Below are 15,670 nucleotides of genomic sequence, written 5' to 3' on the forward strand. Positions count from 1 at the left end.
ATGACACAAATTTTTCCGAATGTTGATTGGGAAACAATGATCTTAGCAACACAAGAAACATTATTTATGACAGTAATAGCAGCATTAGCTACTTTTATTTTAGGGTTAATTATTGGTTTGCTATTATTTTTAACAAGTAAAGACCAGCTGTTAGAAAACAAATTGATCAACATGATTTTAGCTGGATTTGTAAATATATTCAGATCAATACCTTTTATTATTCTAATCATTTTATTAATTCCGTTTACAATGTTTATTCTGGGGTCAATGCTTGGTGCGAAAGCTGCATTACCTGCTCTAATTATCGGAGCTGCACCATTTTATGCAAGAATGGTTGAAATCGGATTACGTGAAATTGATAAGGGTGTAATCGAAGCAGCAAGAGCAATGGGAGCAAGCACTTTAACAATTATTTTAAAAGTTCTTATACCAGAAGCGTTACCTGCTATTATCTCAGGCTTAACAGTTACAACAATTGCGATAGTTGGTTATACAGCAATGGCTGGAGTTGTAGGTGGCGGTGGACTTGGTAACTTAGCATTTATGGAAGGTTACCAAAGATCAAATAATGAAGTAACTTTAGTGGCAACAGTCATCATCTTAATCATTGTATTTATACTTCAATTTATTGGAGATTTAATAACAACAAAAATAGATAAAAGAACTTAATTCAAATTAGGGAGGAAAAAGAACATGAATTTCAAAAAGATTACAGGTTTATTAGGAGCAGGCGTATTAGCTTTATCGTTAGCTGCATGTGGTAATGGAGAAAACGAAGCTGGTGGAAAAGGAAATAAAGAATTAGTAGTAGGTGCTTCAAATGTACCTCACGCAGTAATTTTAGAAGAAGCAAAACCTTTACTGAAAAAAGAAGGTATTGATTTAAAAATCGTAAAATTCCAAGATTATGTTTTACCGAATAAAGCTTTAGAATCAAAAGAATTAGATGCTAACTATTTCCAACATATTCCTTACTTAGAATCACAAATGAAAGAAAATGGATATAAATTTGAAAATGCTGGTGGAATTCATATTGAGCCAATCGGTGTTTACTCTAAAAAATATAAAAGCTTAGATGAACTACCAAAAGGTGGAACAATTATCATGAGTAGTTCGGTTGCGGATCACGGTCGTATGTTAAGCCTGTTACAACAAGAAGGTTTAATTAAAATTGCGGAAGGCGTAGACCCAACAACTGCTACAATTAAAGATATTGCTGAAAACCCTAAAAACTTAAAATTCAAAGCTGACGTTGAAGCTGGTTTACTTCCAAAAGTATATCAAAACAAAGAAGGCGATGCTGTTTTAATCAATACAAACTATGCGATTGATGCAGGCTTAAATCCGATGAAGGATGCAATTGCTTTAGAAGGTAAAGAATCTCCATATGTAAACATCATTGCAGTTCGCGAAGGTGACAAAGACAAAAAAGAGATCAAAGCATTAGTAAAAGTATTACACTCTAAAGAAATTCAAGATTTCATCATTGAAAAATATGAAGGTGCTGTAGTACCTGTAAGTGAATAAGTAGTCAAAAGGAAAACTCTTAGCAATTTAGCTAAGAGTTTTTTTGTTTTAGCAAATATCTTCTATTAATAATAACATGGTATTGTACTGATTAGTTTTTAACAAATATTTCATTTACAGCAGAAATAGGATTTCGTCCATTTATTACTTCTATAATATTTTTAGCCGCTACTTCAGACATTGCTTCACGAGTTTCATAAGTAGCATTTCCAATATGAGGTGTTAGAACAACATTCGATAATGTTTTTAATTCTTCCGTAATGGTTGGTTCAAATTCAAAAACATCCAAAGCTGCACCTGTAATCACACCATTTTTTAAAGCATTTACTAACTCTGCTTCATTTACGAGAGTTCCTCTTGCTGCATTTATAAAGAAGGCAGTTTTTTTCATTTTTGCAAATTCTACTTCTCCAAATAGATGATGCAGTTCAGGCTTATATGGAGAGTGAAGTGAAATGAAATCAGATTCTTTAAGTAAGTCCTCAAATGAAACATATGTTGCGTTAAATTGTTGTTCAATCTCTGGGCTTAACCTTCTAGGTTGAGTATATAATACCTTCATATTAAAAGAATTTGCACGCTTTGCAACTGCTTGTCCAATGTTACCGAAACCAAAGATTCCAATTGTTTTCCCTGAAACTTCAGTGCCTCTAAAGAATAATGGTGCCCATCCATCAAAACCAGTCGTACGGCATAACTCATCGCCTTCTACTACTCTTCTCGAAACTGCTAATAGGATAGCAAGCGTTAATTCTGCTGTTGCATCTGTAGAAACAAATGGAGTATTTGTTACGTGAATGCCTTTGCTAGTAGCATACTCAACATCAATATTGTTAAATCCAGCTCCATAATTTGCAATAATCTTCACATTTTTCGCTGCATCGATTACATTCTTTGTAATTGGGGTAGATAGTAAACTTAGAATTGCATCAGCATTTTTTACACTTTCGCAAAGCTCTTCTTCAGTGATTAGTCCTTCACCATTAAAAATGGTTAAATCGTACCCTTTTAAAAGTTCTTCTGCTTTTTCAGGTATTTTGCCTGTTACAAATATATTCGCCATTTTATATCCCACTTTCTGAATAAAATCTTCTATTATGTATCTTTTTATTATAATTGATTTGATTGTAATTATTAAATTTGAATGCATTTAGAAGGTAAATGTCGAATATCAATAAAGGATAAATCAAGCAGTAATTAAATATTGGAAGAAAATGCAGATCCTTATATAAGGATCTGCATTTTTTTATGAGCTTGATAGAAAGTGAATCTAGAATCGGATAATTGTGAAGGTAATAAATCTATCCGTAATTTCTCATACTAAAGGTAATATTTGGTTAAGGGGATCAAAGATGAAAAAAGTTATTGGATTATTAATTACTTGTATCATGACAAGCTCTATTATGATACCGACTAATTCACAAGCAGCGGTCAAACAAAACAGTAAACTTGTACAATTGTCGCCTGCTACTGTACAAAAAGCGCAAGTATATGAAGTTAAAATGAGAAATACACCAATTAAATATCCACAAGTAAAAGGATTAAGTAGCAAAAAAGCCGAGCATAAAATAAATGCAACTTTACAAAAAGGTGCGAAAGTAGCTAATCAGCATCGATTAAAATTACTTGCAGACGAAAAAGAAGCGAAGGCAAAATGGACTTCAAGTCAAGGTCCATGGAGACCTTATGAGTACGTATTTACTTATAAAGTTCCTTTTAATAATGCTGGAAAATTAAGTGTTGTCTATTATGAATATGTTTATACTGGCGGCGCACATGGGATGACAACTGGGACAGTCTTTAATTTTGATTTAAAAACAGGTGATCTCATTCAGTTATCAAGCCTAATAAAAGGAAAGGAAAAAGCTATACAAGATTATACTTATCAACAATTACAAAATAAATATAGTGGATATGTTTTAATTAAGTCACCAAATGAAATATCTCTAAGTGATAAAAATAGATTATGGGTATTTGATCAGGAAGGCATTAAATTAATTTTTAGTGAATATGAAGTAGCTGCATATGCGGCGGGTATGCCGGAAATCGTTGTACCTTATAAAATATTCCAACAGTAAAATTAGATAATGTAAATGCAGAAGAACCTTCAAAATAAGGTTCTTTTGAATTTAATAACATATAAAATTATTTTATGAAAAATTGGGTTTTTGTTAATAATGAAAGAGTGCGAATCTTATTAAATATATGAGTAATTTTTAAGTGCGTATCACCCAATTTAACTCGAACAACTATATTAGTATTGAATAAGCTAAATTGAATATGATTAAAAAATTGTTTTAAGAAAACATTAGGATTCAAGATCTTTTTTTAACAATAATGCGTAAAGGTCTTCTACACGCTCTGACATAAATTTCTGAGATTCTTCAATACCTTTCTTAAAATACAAGGGACCAAGCTTTGTAGTGATAAAGTCAATTAGTAAAAATGCGCTTAACTCTCTAAGTACTTAATCTCTTTCGTATAAGAAAAAGCTTTGAAGTTGATTAATTGCATACTTTTGTTGTTCAGATGAGAGTTTAGTTAATTTTGACATGGAAATTATTATTTCCTATATATATAGTATCTTTATTAATTTCTATTTTCACAAAAAATTAAGCGTGACAATAAAACTTTTTTAATAAAATAGTACACTGCTTGAAAATACTTTTTAATTGCTTTAAGATTAGAATGAGAATAAAATGAGAATGAACTAAAATAGCCATTTTCTATTTTATAGAAATTTTATTTGTTAAGATTATGGAGGGTAAACAATGGGAGCTTCTACATTAAAAATACAAGACCTTCAAGTTGCTATTGAAGGTAAGCAAATTTTAAAAGGTGTAAACCTTGAAGTAAAAGGTGGAGAAATCCACGCAATCATGGGACCAAATGGTACAGGTAAATCTACTTTATCTTCAGCTATTATGGGTCATCCAAAATATGAAGTTACTGGTGGAAGCATCGAGCTTGATGGCAACGATGTATTAGAAATGGAAGTTGATGAGCGCGCTCAAGCAGGTCTTTTCCTTGCTATGCAATATCCAAGTGAAATCAGTGGTGTTACAAATGCCGATTTCTTACGTTCAGCTGTAAACGCTCGTCGTGAAGAAGGCGATGAAATTTCATTAATGAAATTTATCCGTTCTTTAGATAAAAACATGGAATTCCTTGAAATGGATCCAGAAATGGCACAACGTTATTTAAATGAAGGTTTCTCAGGCGGAGAGAAAAAACGTAATGAGATTCTTCAAATGATGATGATTCAACCAAAAATTGCAATCCTTGATGAGATTGATTCAGGGTTAGATATTGATGCATTAAAAGTAGTATCTAAAGGTGTTAACGAAATGCGTGGAGAAGAGTTCGGTTGCTTAATCATCACTCACTACCAGCGCTTATTAAATTATATTACGCCTGATTTCGTTCACGTAATGATGCAAGGTCGTATTGTAAAATCAGGTGGTCCTGAGTTAGCAGCTCGTTTAGAAGCTGAAGGATATGACTGGATTAAACAAGAGTTAGGTATCGAAGACGAGACAGTTGGGCAAGAAGCTTAATCGGATAGGAGGGGATTCTCATGACAACTGGTACTACAATTCCATTTAGTCAAGAAACAGTAAAGCAGCTTTCTGCATTGCGTAATGAACCAGCTTACTTCACAGAGTTCCGTTTAAACGCACTTGCTAAAGCTGAAACACTTTCTCTACCAAAACCAGATAAAACGAATATCTCTAAATGGGATTTCTTTGGTAAAGAATTTGATGTAACTACTGGCAATGTTCCAACGAAGGATCAATTACCAGAATCAGTTACATCTTTAATGAACGAAGATGCTGATCAATCAGTATACGTACAATACAATGGTTCACCTGTATATCACGCGCTTTCAACAGAAGCAAAAGAAAAAGGTGTTCTATTTATTGACTTACACACAGCTATTAAAGATCATGAAGACCTTGTTAAAAAGTATTTCATGACAGAAGCTGTAAAAGTAGACGAAAACAAATTAATCGCATTACATGCTGCATTAGTAAATGGTGGTGCATTCTTATACATTCCGAAAAATGTTGTTCTTGAAAAACCAATTCAAGCAATTTTCGTAGTGGATGGAGAAACAGTACCTGCTTACAATCACGTGTTAGTTGTAGCGGACGCTAACAGTGAAGTAACTTATGTAGAAAACTATGTTTCAACTTCACAAGACTTAAACGGCGCTGTTGTAAATGTAGTAACTGAGGTAATTACTTTAGATAATGCTAAAGTACGTTACGGTGCAGTTGATACATTAGCAAAAGGTGTAACTGCTTATGTTGTACGTCGTGGTCACGCTGGTCGTGATAGTAAAATTGAGTGGGCACTTGGTCTAATGAACGATGGAAACTCAGTATTTGAAAACGTTACGAACCTAATTGGCGACGGATCATTTGGAGATATGAAAATGGTAACTGTTGGTCGTGGTGAGCAAACGCAAAACTTTACGACGAGCATTATCCATTTTGGTAAAGGTTCAGAAGGTTGGATCTTAAAGCATGGTGTATCTAAAGATGCAGCAACTTCAATCTTTAATGGGATCGGAAAAATTGAGCACGGTGCTTCTAAATCTAATGCACAACAAACTTCTCGTGTGTTAATGCTTAGTGAAAAAGCTCGTGGAGATGCAAACCCAATTCTATTAATTGATGAAAATGATGTAATGGCAGGACACGCAGCTTCAGTTGGTAAAGTAGATCCTACTCAACTTTACTACCTAATGAGTCGTGGTATTCCGAAGAAGGAAGCAGAGCGCTTAGTTATTCACGGATTCTTAGCACCTGTAGTTTCGGAATTACCGGTTGATGAAGTTAAAAAAATGCTTGTTGATGTAATTGAGAGGAAGGTTAAGTAATGGATGTTAAATCAATCCGTGAAGCCTTTCCTATTCTAAATCAAGAAGTAAATGGACATCCTTTAGTGTATCTGGATAGTGCAGCAACTTCACAAAAACCTGTACAGGTAATTGAGGCAGTTTCTAACTATTATCGAGAAATTAATTCCAATGTTCATAGAGGTGTGCATACGCTAGGAACAAAAGCGACAGATGCATATGAAGGAGCTCGTGAAAAAGTTCGTAAATTCATTAATGCCTCTTCGATGGAAGAAATTATTTTCACTAGAGGAACAACAACGGCAATCAATACAGTCGCTGCTAGTTACGGCAGAGCGAACCTGAAAGCTGGGGATGAAATAGTGATCTCTTATATGGAGCATCATAGTAATATCATTCCATGGCAGCAGGTGGCAAAAGCAACTGGCGCAACGCTTAAATATATACCTTTAGAAGAAGATGGCTCGATTAGTATCGAGCAAGCAAAAGCTACAATTAATTCTAATACGAAAATTGTTGCTATCATGTATGTTTCAAATGTACTTGGTTCAATTAATCCCGTAAAAGAAATTGCAGCAATTGCACACCAAAATGGAGCAGTTATGCTTGTCGATGGTGCACAAAGTACGCCGCATATGAAAGTGGATGTACAAGACTTAGATTGTGATTTCTATGCATTATCTGGTCATAAAATGTGTGCTCCTACAGGTATTGGTGCACTTTATGGTAAAAAACATCTTCTTGAAAACATGGAACCAATTGAATTTGGTGGAGAAATGATTGATTTCGTTGACTTACAAGATTCAACTTGGAAGGAGCTACCTTGGAAGTTTGAAGGTGGTACACCAATCATTGCTGGTGCTGTTGGATTAGGTGCAGCTATTGATTTCTTAAACGACATCGGTATGGACAATATCGAAAAACATGAGCATGAGATTGTAGATTATGCACTGGAACAGTTATCTTCTGTAGAAGGTATCACAATCTATGGTCCAAAACATCGTGCGGGTCTTGTAACATTTAATATTGATGATGTTCACCCACATGATTTAGCGACTGTTTTAGATGTTGAAGGCATAGCAATACGTGCAGGTCATCATTGTGCACAACCATTAATGAGATGGTTAAAAGTATCTGCAACTGCTCGAGCAAGTTTTTATTTGTATAATACAAAAGAAGATGTAGATGCTTTTGTAAGAGGACTAGTAAAAACGAAGGAGTACTTTAGTGATGTCTATTAATCGAAATATAGATCTGGATGCATTGTATCGTCGAGTGATTATGGACCATTATAAAAACCCTCGTAATAAGGGTGTTGGGGCTATCTCTGATGGTGACTTAACTGTTAACATGAATAACCCAACTTGTGGTGATCGAATTGAATTGCGTTTAAAAGTTGAAGATGGAATCGTATATGATGCTCGTTTTGACGGTGAAGGTTGTTCCATTTCAATGGCATCTGCTTCAATGATGACACACGCAATAAAAGGTAAGAAAATTGAGGAAGCATTAAATCTTTCTCATATATTTTCTGACATGATGCTTGGAAAAGAATATGATGATTCAGTTGAATTAGATGATATTGAAGCATTGCAAGGTGTTTCGAAATTTCCTGCACGAATTAAATGTGCAACACTTGCATGGAAAGCGATGGAGAAGGGGTTAAAATCAGAAGAATAATCTTCTGAGCTTTAATCCTCTCTTCTATTAGAAGGGAGTATGAATGATGTCTACGAATTTACCAGATATTAGTGATTATAAATATGGGTTTCATGACCGTGACGTATCAATCTTCCGTTCAGAGCGTGGTTTAACAAAGGAAATCGTTGAAGAAATTTCACGTATGAAAAATGAACCACAATGGATGTTAGATTTTCGTTTAAAATCTTTACAATATTTCTATGATATGCCAATGCCTCAGTGGGGTGGAGACATGTCTGATTTACGCTTTGATGAAATTACTTATTATGTAAAGCCATCAGAGAAAACAGAAAAATCTTGGGATGAAGTACCTGAAGAAATCAAAAATACATTTGATAAACTTGGTATCCCTGAAGCAGAGCAAAAGTATTTAGCGGGTGTTTCTGCTCAGTATGAATCTGAGGTAGTTTACCACAGCATGAAACAAGATTTAACTGATCTTGGTATTCTTTTTACTGATACAGATACAGCTTTACGTGAGCATGAAGAAATCTTCAAAGAGCACTTTGGTAAAGTAATCCCACCAACAGATAACAAATTCTCAGCATTAAACTCTGCGGTTTGGTCAGGTGGATCGTTTATTTATGTACCAAAAGGCGTAAAAGTAGATACGCCACTACAAGCATATTTCCGTATTAACTCTGAAAATATGGGACAATTTGAACGTACACTAATTATTGCTGACGAAGGTTCAAGCGTACACTATGTTGAGGGTTGTACAGCTCCTGTTTATACAACAAACTCACTTCACTCTGCAGTAGTTGAAATCATCATTAAAAAAGATGCTTACTGCCGTTACACTACAATTCAAAACTGGGCGAATAATGTATTCAACTTAGTTACGAAGCGTGCTGTTTGTGAAGCAAATGCAACAATGGAATGGATTGATGGTAACATCGGTTCTAAGCTTACGATGAAATATCCTGCAGTTATTTTAAAAGGTGAAGGTGCTCGTGGACTTACACTTTCTATCGCAATTGCTGGTAAAGGTCAACACCAAGATGCTGGTGCAAAAATGATTCACTTAGCACCAAATACTTCTTCTACAATTGTTTCGAAGTCAATTTCAAAACACGGTGGTAAAGTAACATATCGCGGTATTGTTCACTTTGGTCGTAAAGCTGCTGGATCTCGTTCAAACATTGAATGTGATACATTAATTATGGATAATGCGTCAACTTCTGATACAATTCCATACAATGAAATCTTAAACGACAATATTTCTCTTGAGCATGAAGCGAAAGTTTCAAAAGTGTCTGAAGAGCAATTATTCTACTTAATGAGCCGCGGTATTTCTGAGCAAGAAGCTACAGAAATGATCGTTATGGGATTCATTGAGCCATTTACAAAAGAATTACCTATGGAATATGCTGTTGAAATGAACCGTCTGATTAAGTTCGAGATGGAAGGATCAATTGGCTAATATTCTTTAAAGATAAGAAGGCGGACTGCTTAGGTTCGTCTTCTTTTTTTTCGGTAATATCGAGATAAATATTATCTGTTATTTTAATTGTATGATGACCTAGGCAGTTTTGCACGTATCTAATACTTACTCCTGATTCAAGTAGCAGAACAGCATGAGTATGTCAAAAACATGTGTCCTTTTTTGTACCCTAGACCAGCTTTTTTGCAGTAATCACGAATGGAATTTCTAACTTTAAAGGTGTTAGATAATACCCATGACAGTTCTGAAATACAATACCATCTTCATTTCGATGAAACCTCTCGTTTCCTATTATCAATTCATTTTGCTTTTAGTTTAAACTTCTTTAATTCACTCAATAATTTCTTCCATTTTTCAAGGGCTCTCAACCAATTTGGTTGGGGGTCTTTTTTATACAAAAAATGCTTTTGTCTACACAAGATGTTATGTATACGCATAGTCTTTATAGAAATCCTTAATCCCTATTAACTAGATTCTGGAGGGGAAACTTAATATGCAAAATAGAAACAATAGTTCCATTTATATTATTTCAGGTCCATATGGAGTTGGTAAAACGACAGTTACAAATGCACTTGCCCAGGAGATAGAAGAAGCTGCATTAATAGAAGGTGACTTAATCAAATTAATGTTCAGAGGAAAAATACAACCTCCGAGGGAAGAAATGAGAGCTATTATATGGAAAAATATTCTCTCATTAACAAGGAACTTCCTTGAAAATAACATTAATGTAATTATAGATTATGTTGTTTACAGTGAGTTAGAGTGGTTAGATAAGCACTTATCGGATTTAAATGTAAAAATTCATTATGTCGTATTACGGGCAGATGATGAAATGATTATTAGACGATTAAATCAAAGAGGGGATGATTATTTAATAGAAGGATCTTTATATTTATTAGACAAACTTGAAAACTTTTTACCAAACAAAAACTATCTCTATGACACAACAAATAAACAGCCCGATGAAATTATTCATGATTTAATAAGCCGGTTCGATCAATTTTGTCTATAACTTTGACTACACTTTCATTTGGATGTCAATTTTCCCTAGCTCTCTCCTGTCCTTCTTAAATACTTTTCCGTTTCAAGTAAGCCTCATTTTAACTTTCCTTTCTTAAATACATTTGAATGTTGGATATGCCTAAACAATTTTAAAAATTAAGAATATGTTATTAAGAAATGGACACGGCAACTAATCGATGTTTATTCAAAGAAGCAGAATGTCTCGAAAGGAGAGAAAAATGTGAAGGTCATAATTTTAGCTGGGGGGTTTGGCACAAGAATAAGTGAAGAAACCCATTTAAAGCCGAAACCTATGATAGAGATTGGCGAAAAGCCCATCTTATGGCATATCATGAAGCTTTACTCTAGTTATGGATATAACGACTTTATTATCTGTTTAGGGTATAAGAGCCATGTAATCAAGGAGTATTTTTTAAATTATTACTTATATAATTCTGATTTAACACTTGATTTTCAGAAGGGAAATGAATTTATTATTCACCAGCATTCGGTTGAACCTTGGAGGGTTACATTGGTTGACACTGGTTTAAATACAATGACTGGTGGCCGAATTAAGAAAGTGCAGGATTATGTTGGTAATGAATCTTTTATGTTGACTTATGGTGACGGAGTAAGTGATGTAAATATTAAGGAATTAGTAGAATTCCATCGCTCACATGGGAAGTTGGCTACATTAACAACTACACAGCCTCAGGGCAGATTTGGAGTTTTATCCTTGTCCAATGATCAGAAAGTAGAGAAGTTTCAGGAGAAAATACCAGGAGATGGCGGTTGGATAAATGCTGGCTTTTTTGTATTGCAGCCAGAAGTATTTAATTACCTGAATAACGGTGAACAAACCATATTTGAAAAGGAGCCGTTAGAAAACCTTGCTAAAGATGGTCAATTAATGGCATATAAACATAATAGTTTTTGGTATCCAATGGATACTTTACGGGATAAGAAATATTTACAAGAAATGTGGGAGTCCAGTAAAGCTCCTTGGAAAATATGGGATAAAAATAATTAAGAACAACAGTTTTTAGTTTATGCCTCTGTAATTGGTGCAATTGTTTTATTTAAAAGAATGAATGTGGAGGTAGATAACTTGGATTTAAATGAAAAACACAATATCTATCAGTCAGATCTTCAATATATATTTAATAATCTTGATCAGACAGAAATAGAAAAACTTAAGGATTCAACAATCCTCATTACGGGTTGCGCCGGATTCTTAGGCTATTATTTCATGTCATTTTTATCTGATTATTCATCGCAGCTTGGTATTAAAAAGATTATTGGAATTGACAATTTTAAACTAGGGAAACCCAAATGGATTAAAGATTTAAAGAAATTAAATCCAAAGATTGGATTATACATGTTTGATATTACTGAGTTTTCATTATTTGATACTAATAAAATTAATGATGTAGATTTTATTATCCACATGGCTTCGATTGCCTCGCCAACCTTTTATAGAAAATATCCTCTTGAAACCTTAGATGCTAATGTAATAGGACTAAGAGCTTTGTTAGATTTTTATAAGGATAAAAACATTAAAGGGTTCTTGTTTTTCTCCAGCAGTGAAGTTTATGGTGATCCATTTCCGGATTACATTCCGACTTCCGAGGAGTATAGAGGAAATGTGGCTATGATAGGACCGCGCGCATGCTATGATGAGGCAAAACGATTCGGAGAGACGTTATGTTACTTATATGCCGAAAAATTTGGTATGCCCATTTCAATTGTCAGACCATTTAATAATTATGGACCCGGAATGAGGCTTAATGATAAAAGGGTGCCAGCTGATTTTGCAAAAGCCATTATTGAAAATAAAAAACTGATTATGCACTCCGACGGAAAACCAACTCGAACATTTTGTTATGTTACAGATGCCATCACTGGTTATTTAAAGGCGCTACTATATGAACCATTTGACTACTTTAATATAGGAATAGATACACCTGAAATTTCAATCAAAGAATTAGCTCAGATTTATAAGGATGCAGGCTCAGAAAATTTTGGTTTTAATCAGTCAATAGAATTTAAAGAATCGGAAGAAAAGAGTTATCTAACACATAACCCATTAAGAAGATGTCCTGATATTTCAAAGGCAAGAAAACTTTTAAACTATTCCCCTGCAATATCAATAGTTGAAGGTGTCAATCGCTTTTTATGCTTTTTGAAGGAAGAAGGTGAAATTCATTGATTACTGTAATTGGCCTTGGATTTGTTGGATTGACTACGGCTTTAGGATTTAGCGAGAAAGGGTATCATGTTTACGGTTTTGATATTGATCAAAAGAAGAAGGACCAATTAAGAAATGGTAAGATTCCCTTTTATGAACCAAATCTTAATGAAAAATTAAATGAGCACTTAAATAAAGGTTTTACGATTACAGATGATTTACAGGAAGCTGTAATAAACAGTGAAGTTATCTTTCTTTGCGTAGGAACACCGAGCAAAACAGATGGTAGTGCGGATTTGGGATATATCTTGGAAGCAATTAAAAATGTTGCAGGCTATATAAAAAAGCCAGAGTTTAAAGTATTAGTGATCAAATCGACTATTCCTCCATCCACAACAAGTGAAAGGATTAAACCCTATCTGGAAATTTTAGGTTTTAAGGTTGGAGTTGAAATTGGCCTAACCAATAATCCTGAATTTTTAAGAGAAGGATATGCTTGGGACGATTTTATGAATCCAGATCGTATTGTTATTGGCCAGGATGATGATAAAAGTGGACGGATAGTCGAAACGATATACCAAACTTTTAATGCTCCGATTTACCGGGTTTCTTTAAATACTGCTGAATTTATTAAGTATTTATCTAACACGATGCTGGCAACTCTTATCAGTTTTGCAAATGAACAGTCACTAATCGCCAGGTCCATCGGAAATATTGATATAAAAAAAGCATTTCAGGTCTTACATCTCGATAGAAGATGGAGTGGCGCACCCGCTAATATGACATCTTATGTATTCCCTGGTTGTGGATTTGGCGGCTACTGTCTTCCTAAAGATACGATGGCTTTAGTTAGTCAGGCCTTAAAGAATTCTTACACACCAGAACTATTAACAAGTACCCTAAAAGTAAATGAAGCCATTAAAGAATTTGTTGTCAGTGATGTAGAAAGAATAGTTGAAAAGAATGAAAATATAGGAATCCTCGGGTTAGCATTTAAGCCAAATTCAAATGACATTCGGGATACACCGGCAAAAGCTATTATTCAAGGTTTGCTTCAAAAAGGGTACAAAAATATCATCGCCTATGATCCTATGGCAAACGAAGAGTTTAAAGAGGTATATGGATTTCCGATTCAATATTCTCCTAACCTATCATCACTGCTTTCAATGGTTAATCATGTTGTAATTTTAACAGCTTGGGATGAATTTATTAAAAATGAAGAGTCGATAAAGAAAAAGAATGTTTTCGATTATCGTTTTATTTACTAATAGTTAACGATTAAAGGAATACCTAAGCGCTGCAGACTAAATTTAAAACTTGAAAGGAGTTTGAACAGTTGAAACATTATTACTGCTCAACCTTTAGTAAGGATTACGCCTATAAAGGTTTATTATTATACAACTCAATTGAACAACATGATAAAGATTTTCATTTTTTTATGATATGTCTTCATGAAGAAGCAAAAAAATTATTTGAGAAAATGAACCTAACTAATGCAACCATAATAAGTTTGGAAGAGATTGAAAAGGAAGACAAAGAATTACTTTCGGTAAAAAGCTCTCGAAATGACAAGGAATATATTTGGACCTGTAAAGCGTCGGTATGTATATATCTATTAAACCAATTCGAAGAAATCGATCATATTGTATGGCTGGACGGAGATACCTTCTTTTTTTCGAATCCGGAACCTATTTTTACCGAATGGGGAGAATACTCTGTTACGCTAACAGCTGAAAAATGGCTTGAGGAACATAGTATATTAGGCGAAACGAACGGCATCTATAATACCGGTTTTATGGGTTTTAAAAGAGATGAATATTCGATGGTATGCCTTCATTGGTTTAGAGAGAAGCTGATAGAATGGTGTTTTGACAGATGGGAAAAAGGACGTTGGAGCGACCAGGTATATGCAAATGATTGGCCATTAAGATTTCAGAATGTTGGTATTATTGAGAATGTAGGTGTCAATCTTACTCCTTATATCATAAATTACAGGTTAATAGAAAGTCCAGTTATTAAAAAAGACAAAGATATATTTATAAATAATGAAAAAATAATATTTTTCCATTTTTATGGGTTTAAATACTATGATGGCAATGTCTTTGATATTTGTAATTATGTAATGAATTGCAGAGATGACGTCACTAAGCATATTTATATTCCCTATATAAATGCCTCAATAGCAATAATGAATAAAATAAAAGAAGTGGACAGTAACTTCGTTCAAGAAAAGAGTATAAAAGATAATCATATAAGAAATTATTTTAACCTTGAAATAAACTTGTCAGCTGATAAAGGAAAAAATAACCTATGTACAATTATTGGGAAAGAATCTCTTGAACAAGGTTTAGCACTTTTTAACTCCCTAAAGAAGAATACACCCAATTTTCAACTATGGATTTGCTGTCTAGATGAGAGCACCTATTCCTTCTTTTACAAATTGAATTTAGATCATGTCATTCTTATCAACTTAACAAATCTTGAAGGCAACGAGTTATTAAGTATCAAAGATACTCGAAACCCTGAGGAATATAACCGGACATTAAAACCTTCCTTTATTTCATATATTTTTAAAAATAATTATCAAGTAAATTCTCTTGTTTATACCGACGTTGATAACAGCCGCCTTTATACAGATTTTAATAACTTATTTGATGAATTGAAGCGTGGGAATTCTCTTTTAATTTTCACGAGGCCAGTTACTACTGAAGAAGAAAAGAATTATGGTGTGTATGATGCCGGACTAATAGGATTTAACAGAGATGAAATCGCACTAGAATGCCTGTACAAATGGAAGAAGGATTGTATTAATTGGTGTTTTAACAAAGTGGAAGTAGAGCTATGGTTAGACCAAAAGTATTTAGACCAATGGCCGAATCAGTTTTCAGGTTTAAAAGTCATGGAGAGTCCCACTAGAACTCTTGATCCAGAAAAATAACTTTGG

General features: G+C 33.9%; 15 protein-coding genes and 1 pseudogene. 13 read left to right on the forward strand and 3 right to left on the reverse strand.

The window, feature by feature from the left end:
• Positions 1-669, forward strand: a complete 669-nt coding sequence (locus ABID96_RS02805) for a methionine ABC transporter permease (RefSeq protein WP_192603242.1) — start codon at positions 1-3, stop codon at positions 667-669.
• A gap of 24 nt (positions 670-693) precedes the next feature.
• Positions 694-1,527, forward strand: coding sequence for a MetQ/NlpA family ABC transporter substrate-binding protein (locus ABID96_RS02810; RefSeq protein WP_192603241.1), 834 nt, complete (start codon positions 694-696; stop codon positions 1,525-1,527).
• Positions 1,528-1,618: 91 nt separating this feature from the next.
• Here ABID96_RS02810 and ABID96_RS02815 read toward each other — a convergent pair whose 3' ends face one another.
• A complete protein-coding gene (locus tag ABID96_RS02815; protein WP_192603240.1) occupies positions 1,619-2,590 on the reverse strand; it encodes a 2-hydroxyacid dehydrogenase family protein in 972 nt (323 codons plus the stop codon).
• Between the two features lie 289 nt (positions 2,591-2,879).
• On the opposite strand from ABID96_RS02815, the gene ABID96_RS02820 reads away from it, so the two are divergent.
• Positions 2,880-3,605, forward strand: coding sequence for a DUF3298 and DUF4163 domain-containing protein (locus tag ABID96_RS02820; protein WP_192603239.1), 726 nt, complete (start codon positions 2,880-2,882; stop codon positions 3,603-3,605).
• Between the two features lie 230 nt (positions 3,606-3,835).
• Here the strand turns inward: ABID96_RS02820 and ABID96_RS02825 are convergent.
• A pseudogene (locus tag ABID96_RS02825) lies at positions 3,836-3,976 on the reverse strand (DUF2164 family protein); the annotation flags it as partial.
• Positions 3,977-4,298: 322 nt separating this feature from the next.
• Here ABID96_RS02825 and sufC point away from each other — a divergent pair.
• The 5 genes from sufC to sufB are packed head-to-tail and all read left to right on the forward strand — an operon-like array spanning position 4,299 to position 9,515.
• Complete coding sequence (sufC, locus tag ABID96_RS02830; protein ID WP_192603238.1) at positions 4,299-5,084, forward strand: Fe-S cluster assembly ATPase SufC; 786 nt, start codon at positions 4,299-4,301, stop codon at positions 5,082-5,084.
• A gap of 20 nt (positions 5,085-5,104) precedes the next feature.
• Entirely contained in the window at positions 5,105-6,412 is a 1,308-nt protein-coding gene (sufD, locus tag ABID96_RS02835; protein ID WP_088000585.1) for a Fe-S cluster assembly protein SufD, read from the forward strand.
• Positions 6,412-7,632 carry a cysteine desulfurase gene (locus ABID96_RS02840; RefSeq protein WP_088000583.1) on the forward strand — a complete coding sequence of 407 codons (1,221 nt, stop codon included), beginning with the start codon at positions 6,412-6,414 and terminating at the stop codon, positions 7,630-7,632. Before sufD ends, ABID96_RS02840 begins: the two co-directional genes overlap by 1 nt.
• Positions 7,622-8,071, forward strand: coding sequence for a Fe-S cluster assembly sulfur transfer protein SufU (gene sufU, locus ABID96_RS02845; protein WP_192603237.1), 450 nt, complete (start codon positions 7,622-7,624; stop codon positions 8,069-8,071). The genes ABID96_RS02840 and sufU overlap by 11 nt, the downstream gene beginning before the upstream one ends.
• Before the next feature lie 46 nt (positions 8,072-8,117).
• Positions 8,118-9,515 (forward strand): Fe-S cluster assembly protein SufB, encoded by a 1,398-nt coding sequence (sufB, locus tag ABID96_RS02850; protein ID WP_088000579.1) that lies wholly within the window; start codon positions 8,118-8,120, stop codon positions 9,513-9,515.
• On the opposite strand, the gene ABID96_RS02855 is transcribed toward sufB, so the two are convergent.
• Positions 9,484-9,630, reverse strand: coding sequence for a hypothetical protein (locus tag ABID96_RS02855; RefSeq protein WP_377896609.1), 147 nt, complete (start codon positions 9,628-9,630; stop codon positions 9,484-9,486). The genes sufB and ABID96_RS02855 overlap by 32 nt on opposite strands.
• Positions 9,631-10,029: 399 nt before the next feature.
• Here ABID96_RS02855 and ABID96_RS02860 point away from each other — a divergent pair, with 399 nt between their 5' ends.
• The 5 genes from ABID96_RS02860 (at position 10,030) to ABID96_RS02880 (ending at position 15,664) form a co-directional block, all read left to right on the forward strand.
• Positions 10,030-10,548, forward strand: a complete 519-nt coding sequence (locus tag ABID96_RS02860; RefSeq protein ID WP_192603236.1) for a P-loop nucleotide/nucleoside kinase family protein — start codon at positions 10,030-10,032, stop codon at positions 10,546-10,548.
• A 231-nt stretch (positions 10,549-10,779) separates the two neighbouring features.
• Positions 10,780-11,568 carry a glucose-1-phosphate cytidylyltransferase gene (gene rfbF / locus ABID96_RS02865; RefSeq protein ID WP_088000573.1) on the forward strand — a complete coding sequence of 263 codons (789 nt, stop codon included), beginning with the start codon at positions 10,780-10,782 and terminating at the stop codon, positions 11,566-11,568.
• A 78-nt stretch (positions 11,569-11,646) separates the two neighbouring features.
• Entirely contained in the window at positions 11,647-12,747 is a 1,101-nt protein-coding gene (locus ABID96_RS02870) for an NAD-dependent epimerase/dehydratase family protein (protein ID WP_377896610.1), read from the forward strand.
• Positions 12,744-13,994 carry a UDP-glucose dehydrogenase family protein gene (locus ABID96_RS02875; RefSeq protein ID WP_192603234.1) on the forward strand — a complete coding sequence of 417 codons (1,251 nt, stop codon included), beginning with the start codon at positions 12,744-12,746 and terminating at the stop codon, positions 13,992-13,994. Before ABID96_RS02870 ends, ABID96_RS02875 begins: the two co-directional genes overlap by 4 nt.
• Positions 13,995-14,062: 68 nt before the next feature.
• Positions 14,063-15,664, forward strand: coding sequence for a glycosyltransferase (locus ABID96_RS02880; protein WP_192603233.1), 1,602 nt, complete (start codon positions 14,063-14,065; stop codon positions 15,662-15,664).
• Positions 15,665-15,670: the final 6 nt, after the last annotated feature.

Origin of the sequence: Gottfriedia sp. OAE603, from assembly GCF_040543965.1 — a bacterium.
Classification (GTDB): Bacteria; Bacillota; Bacilli; order Bacillales; family Bacillaceae_G; genus Gottfriedia; species Gottfriedia solisilvae.

Coding starts and splice junctions, on each gene's coding strand:
- sufB (WP_088000579.1), top strand. CDS start 8,118: ATGTCTACGAATTTACCAGATATTAGTGATTATAAATATGGGTTTCAT.
- ABID96_RS02815 (WP_192603240.1), bottom strand. CDS start 2,590: ATGGCGAATATATTTGTAACAGGCAAAATACCTGAAAAAGCAGAAGAA.
- sufU (WP_192603237.1), top strand. CDS start 7,622: ATGTCTATTAATCGAAATATAGATCTGGATGCATTGTATCGTCGAGTG.
- ABID96_RS02860 (WP_192603236.1), top strand. CDS start 10,030: ATGCAAAATAGAAACAATAGTTCCATTTATATTATTTCAGGTCCATAT.
- ABID96_RS02820 (WP_192603239.1), top strand. CDS start 2,880: ATGAAAAAAGTTATTGGATTATTAATTACTTGTATCATGACAAGCTCT.
- ABID96_RS02840 (WP_088000583.1), top strand. CDS start 6,412: ATGGATGTTAAATCAATCCGTGAAGCCTTTCCTATTCTAAATCAAGAA.
- ABID96_RS02805 (WP_192603242.1), top strand. CDS start 1: ATGACACAAATTTTTCCGAATGTTGATTGGGAAACAATGATCTTAGCA.
- ABID96_RS02810 (WP_192603241.1), top strand. CDS start 694: ATGAATTTCAAAAAGATTACAGGTTTATTAGGAGCAGGCGTATTAGCT.
- sufD (WP_088000585.1), top strand. CDS start 5,105: ATGACAACTGGTACTACAATTCCATTTAGTCAAGAAACAGTAAAGCAG.
- sufC (WP_192603238.1), top strand. CDS start 4,299: ATGGGAGCTTCTACATTAAAAATACAAGACCTTCAAGTTGCTATTGAA.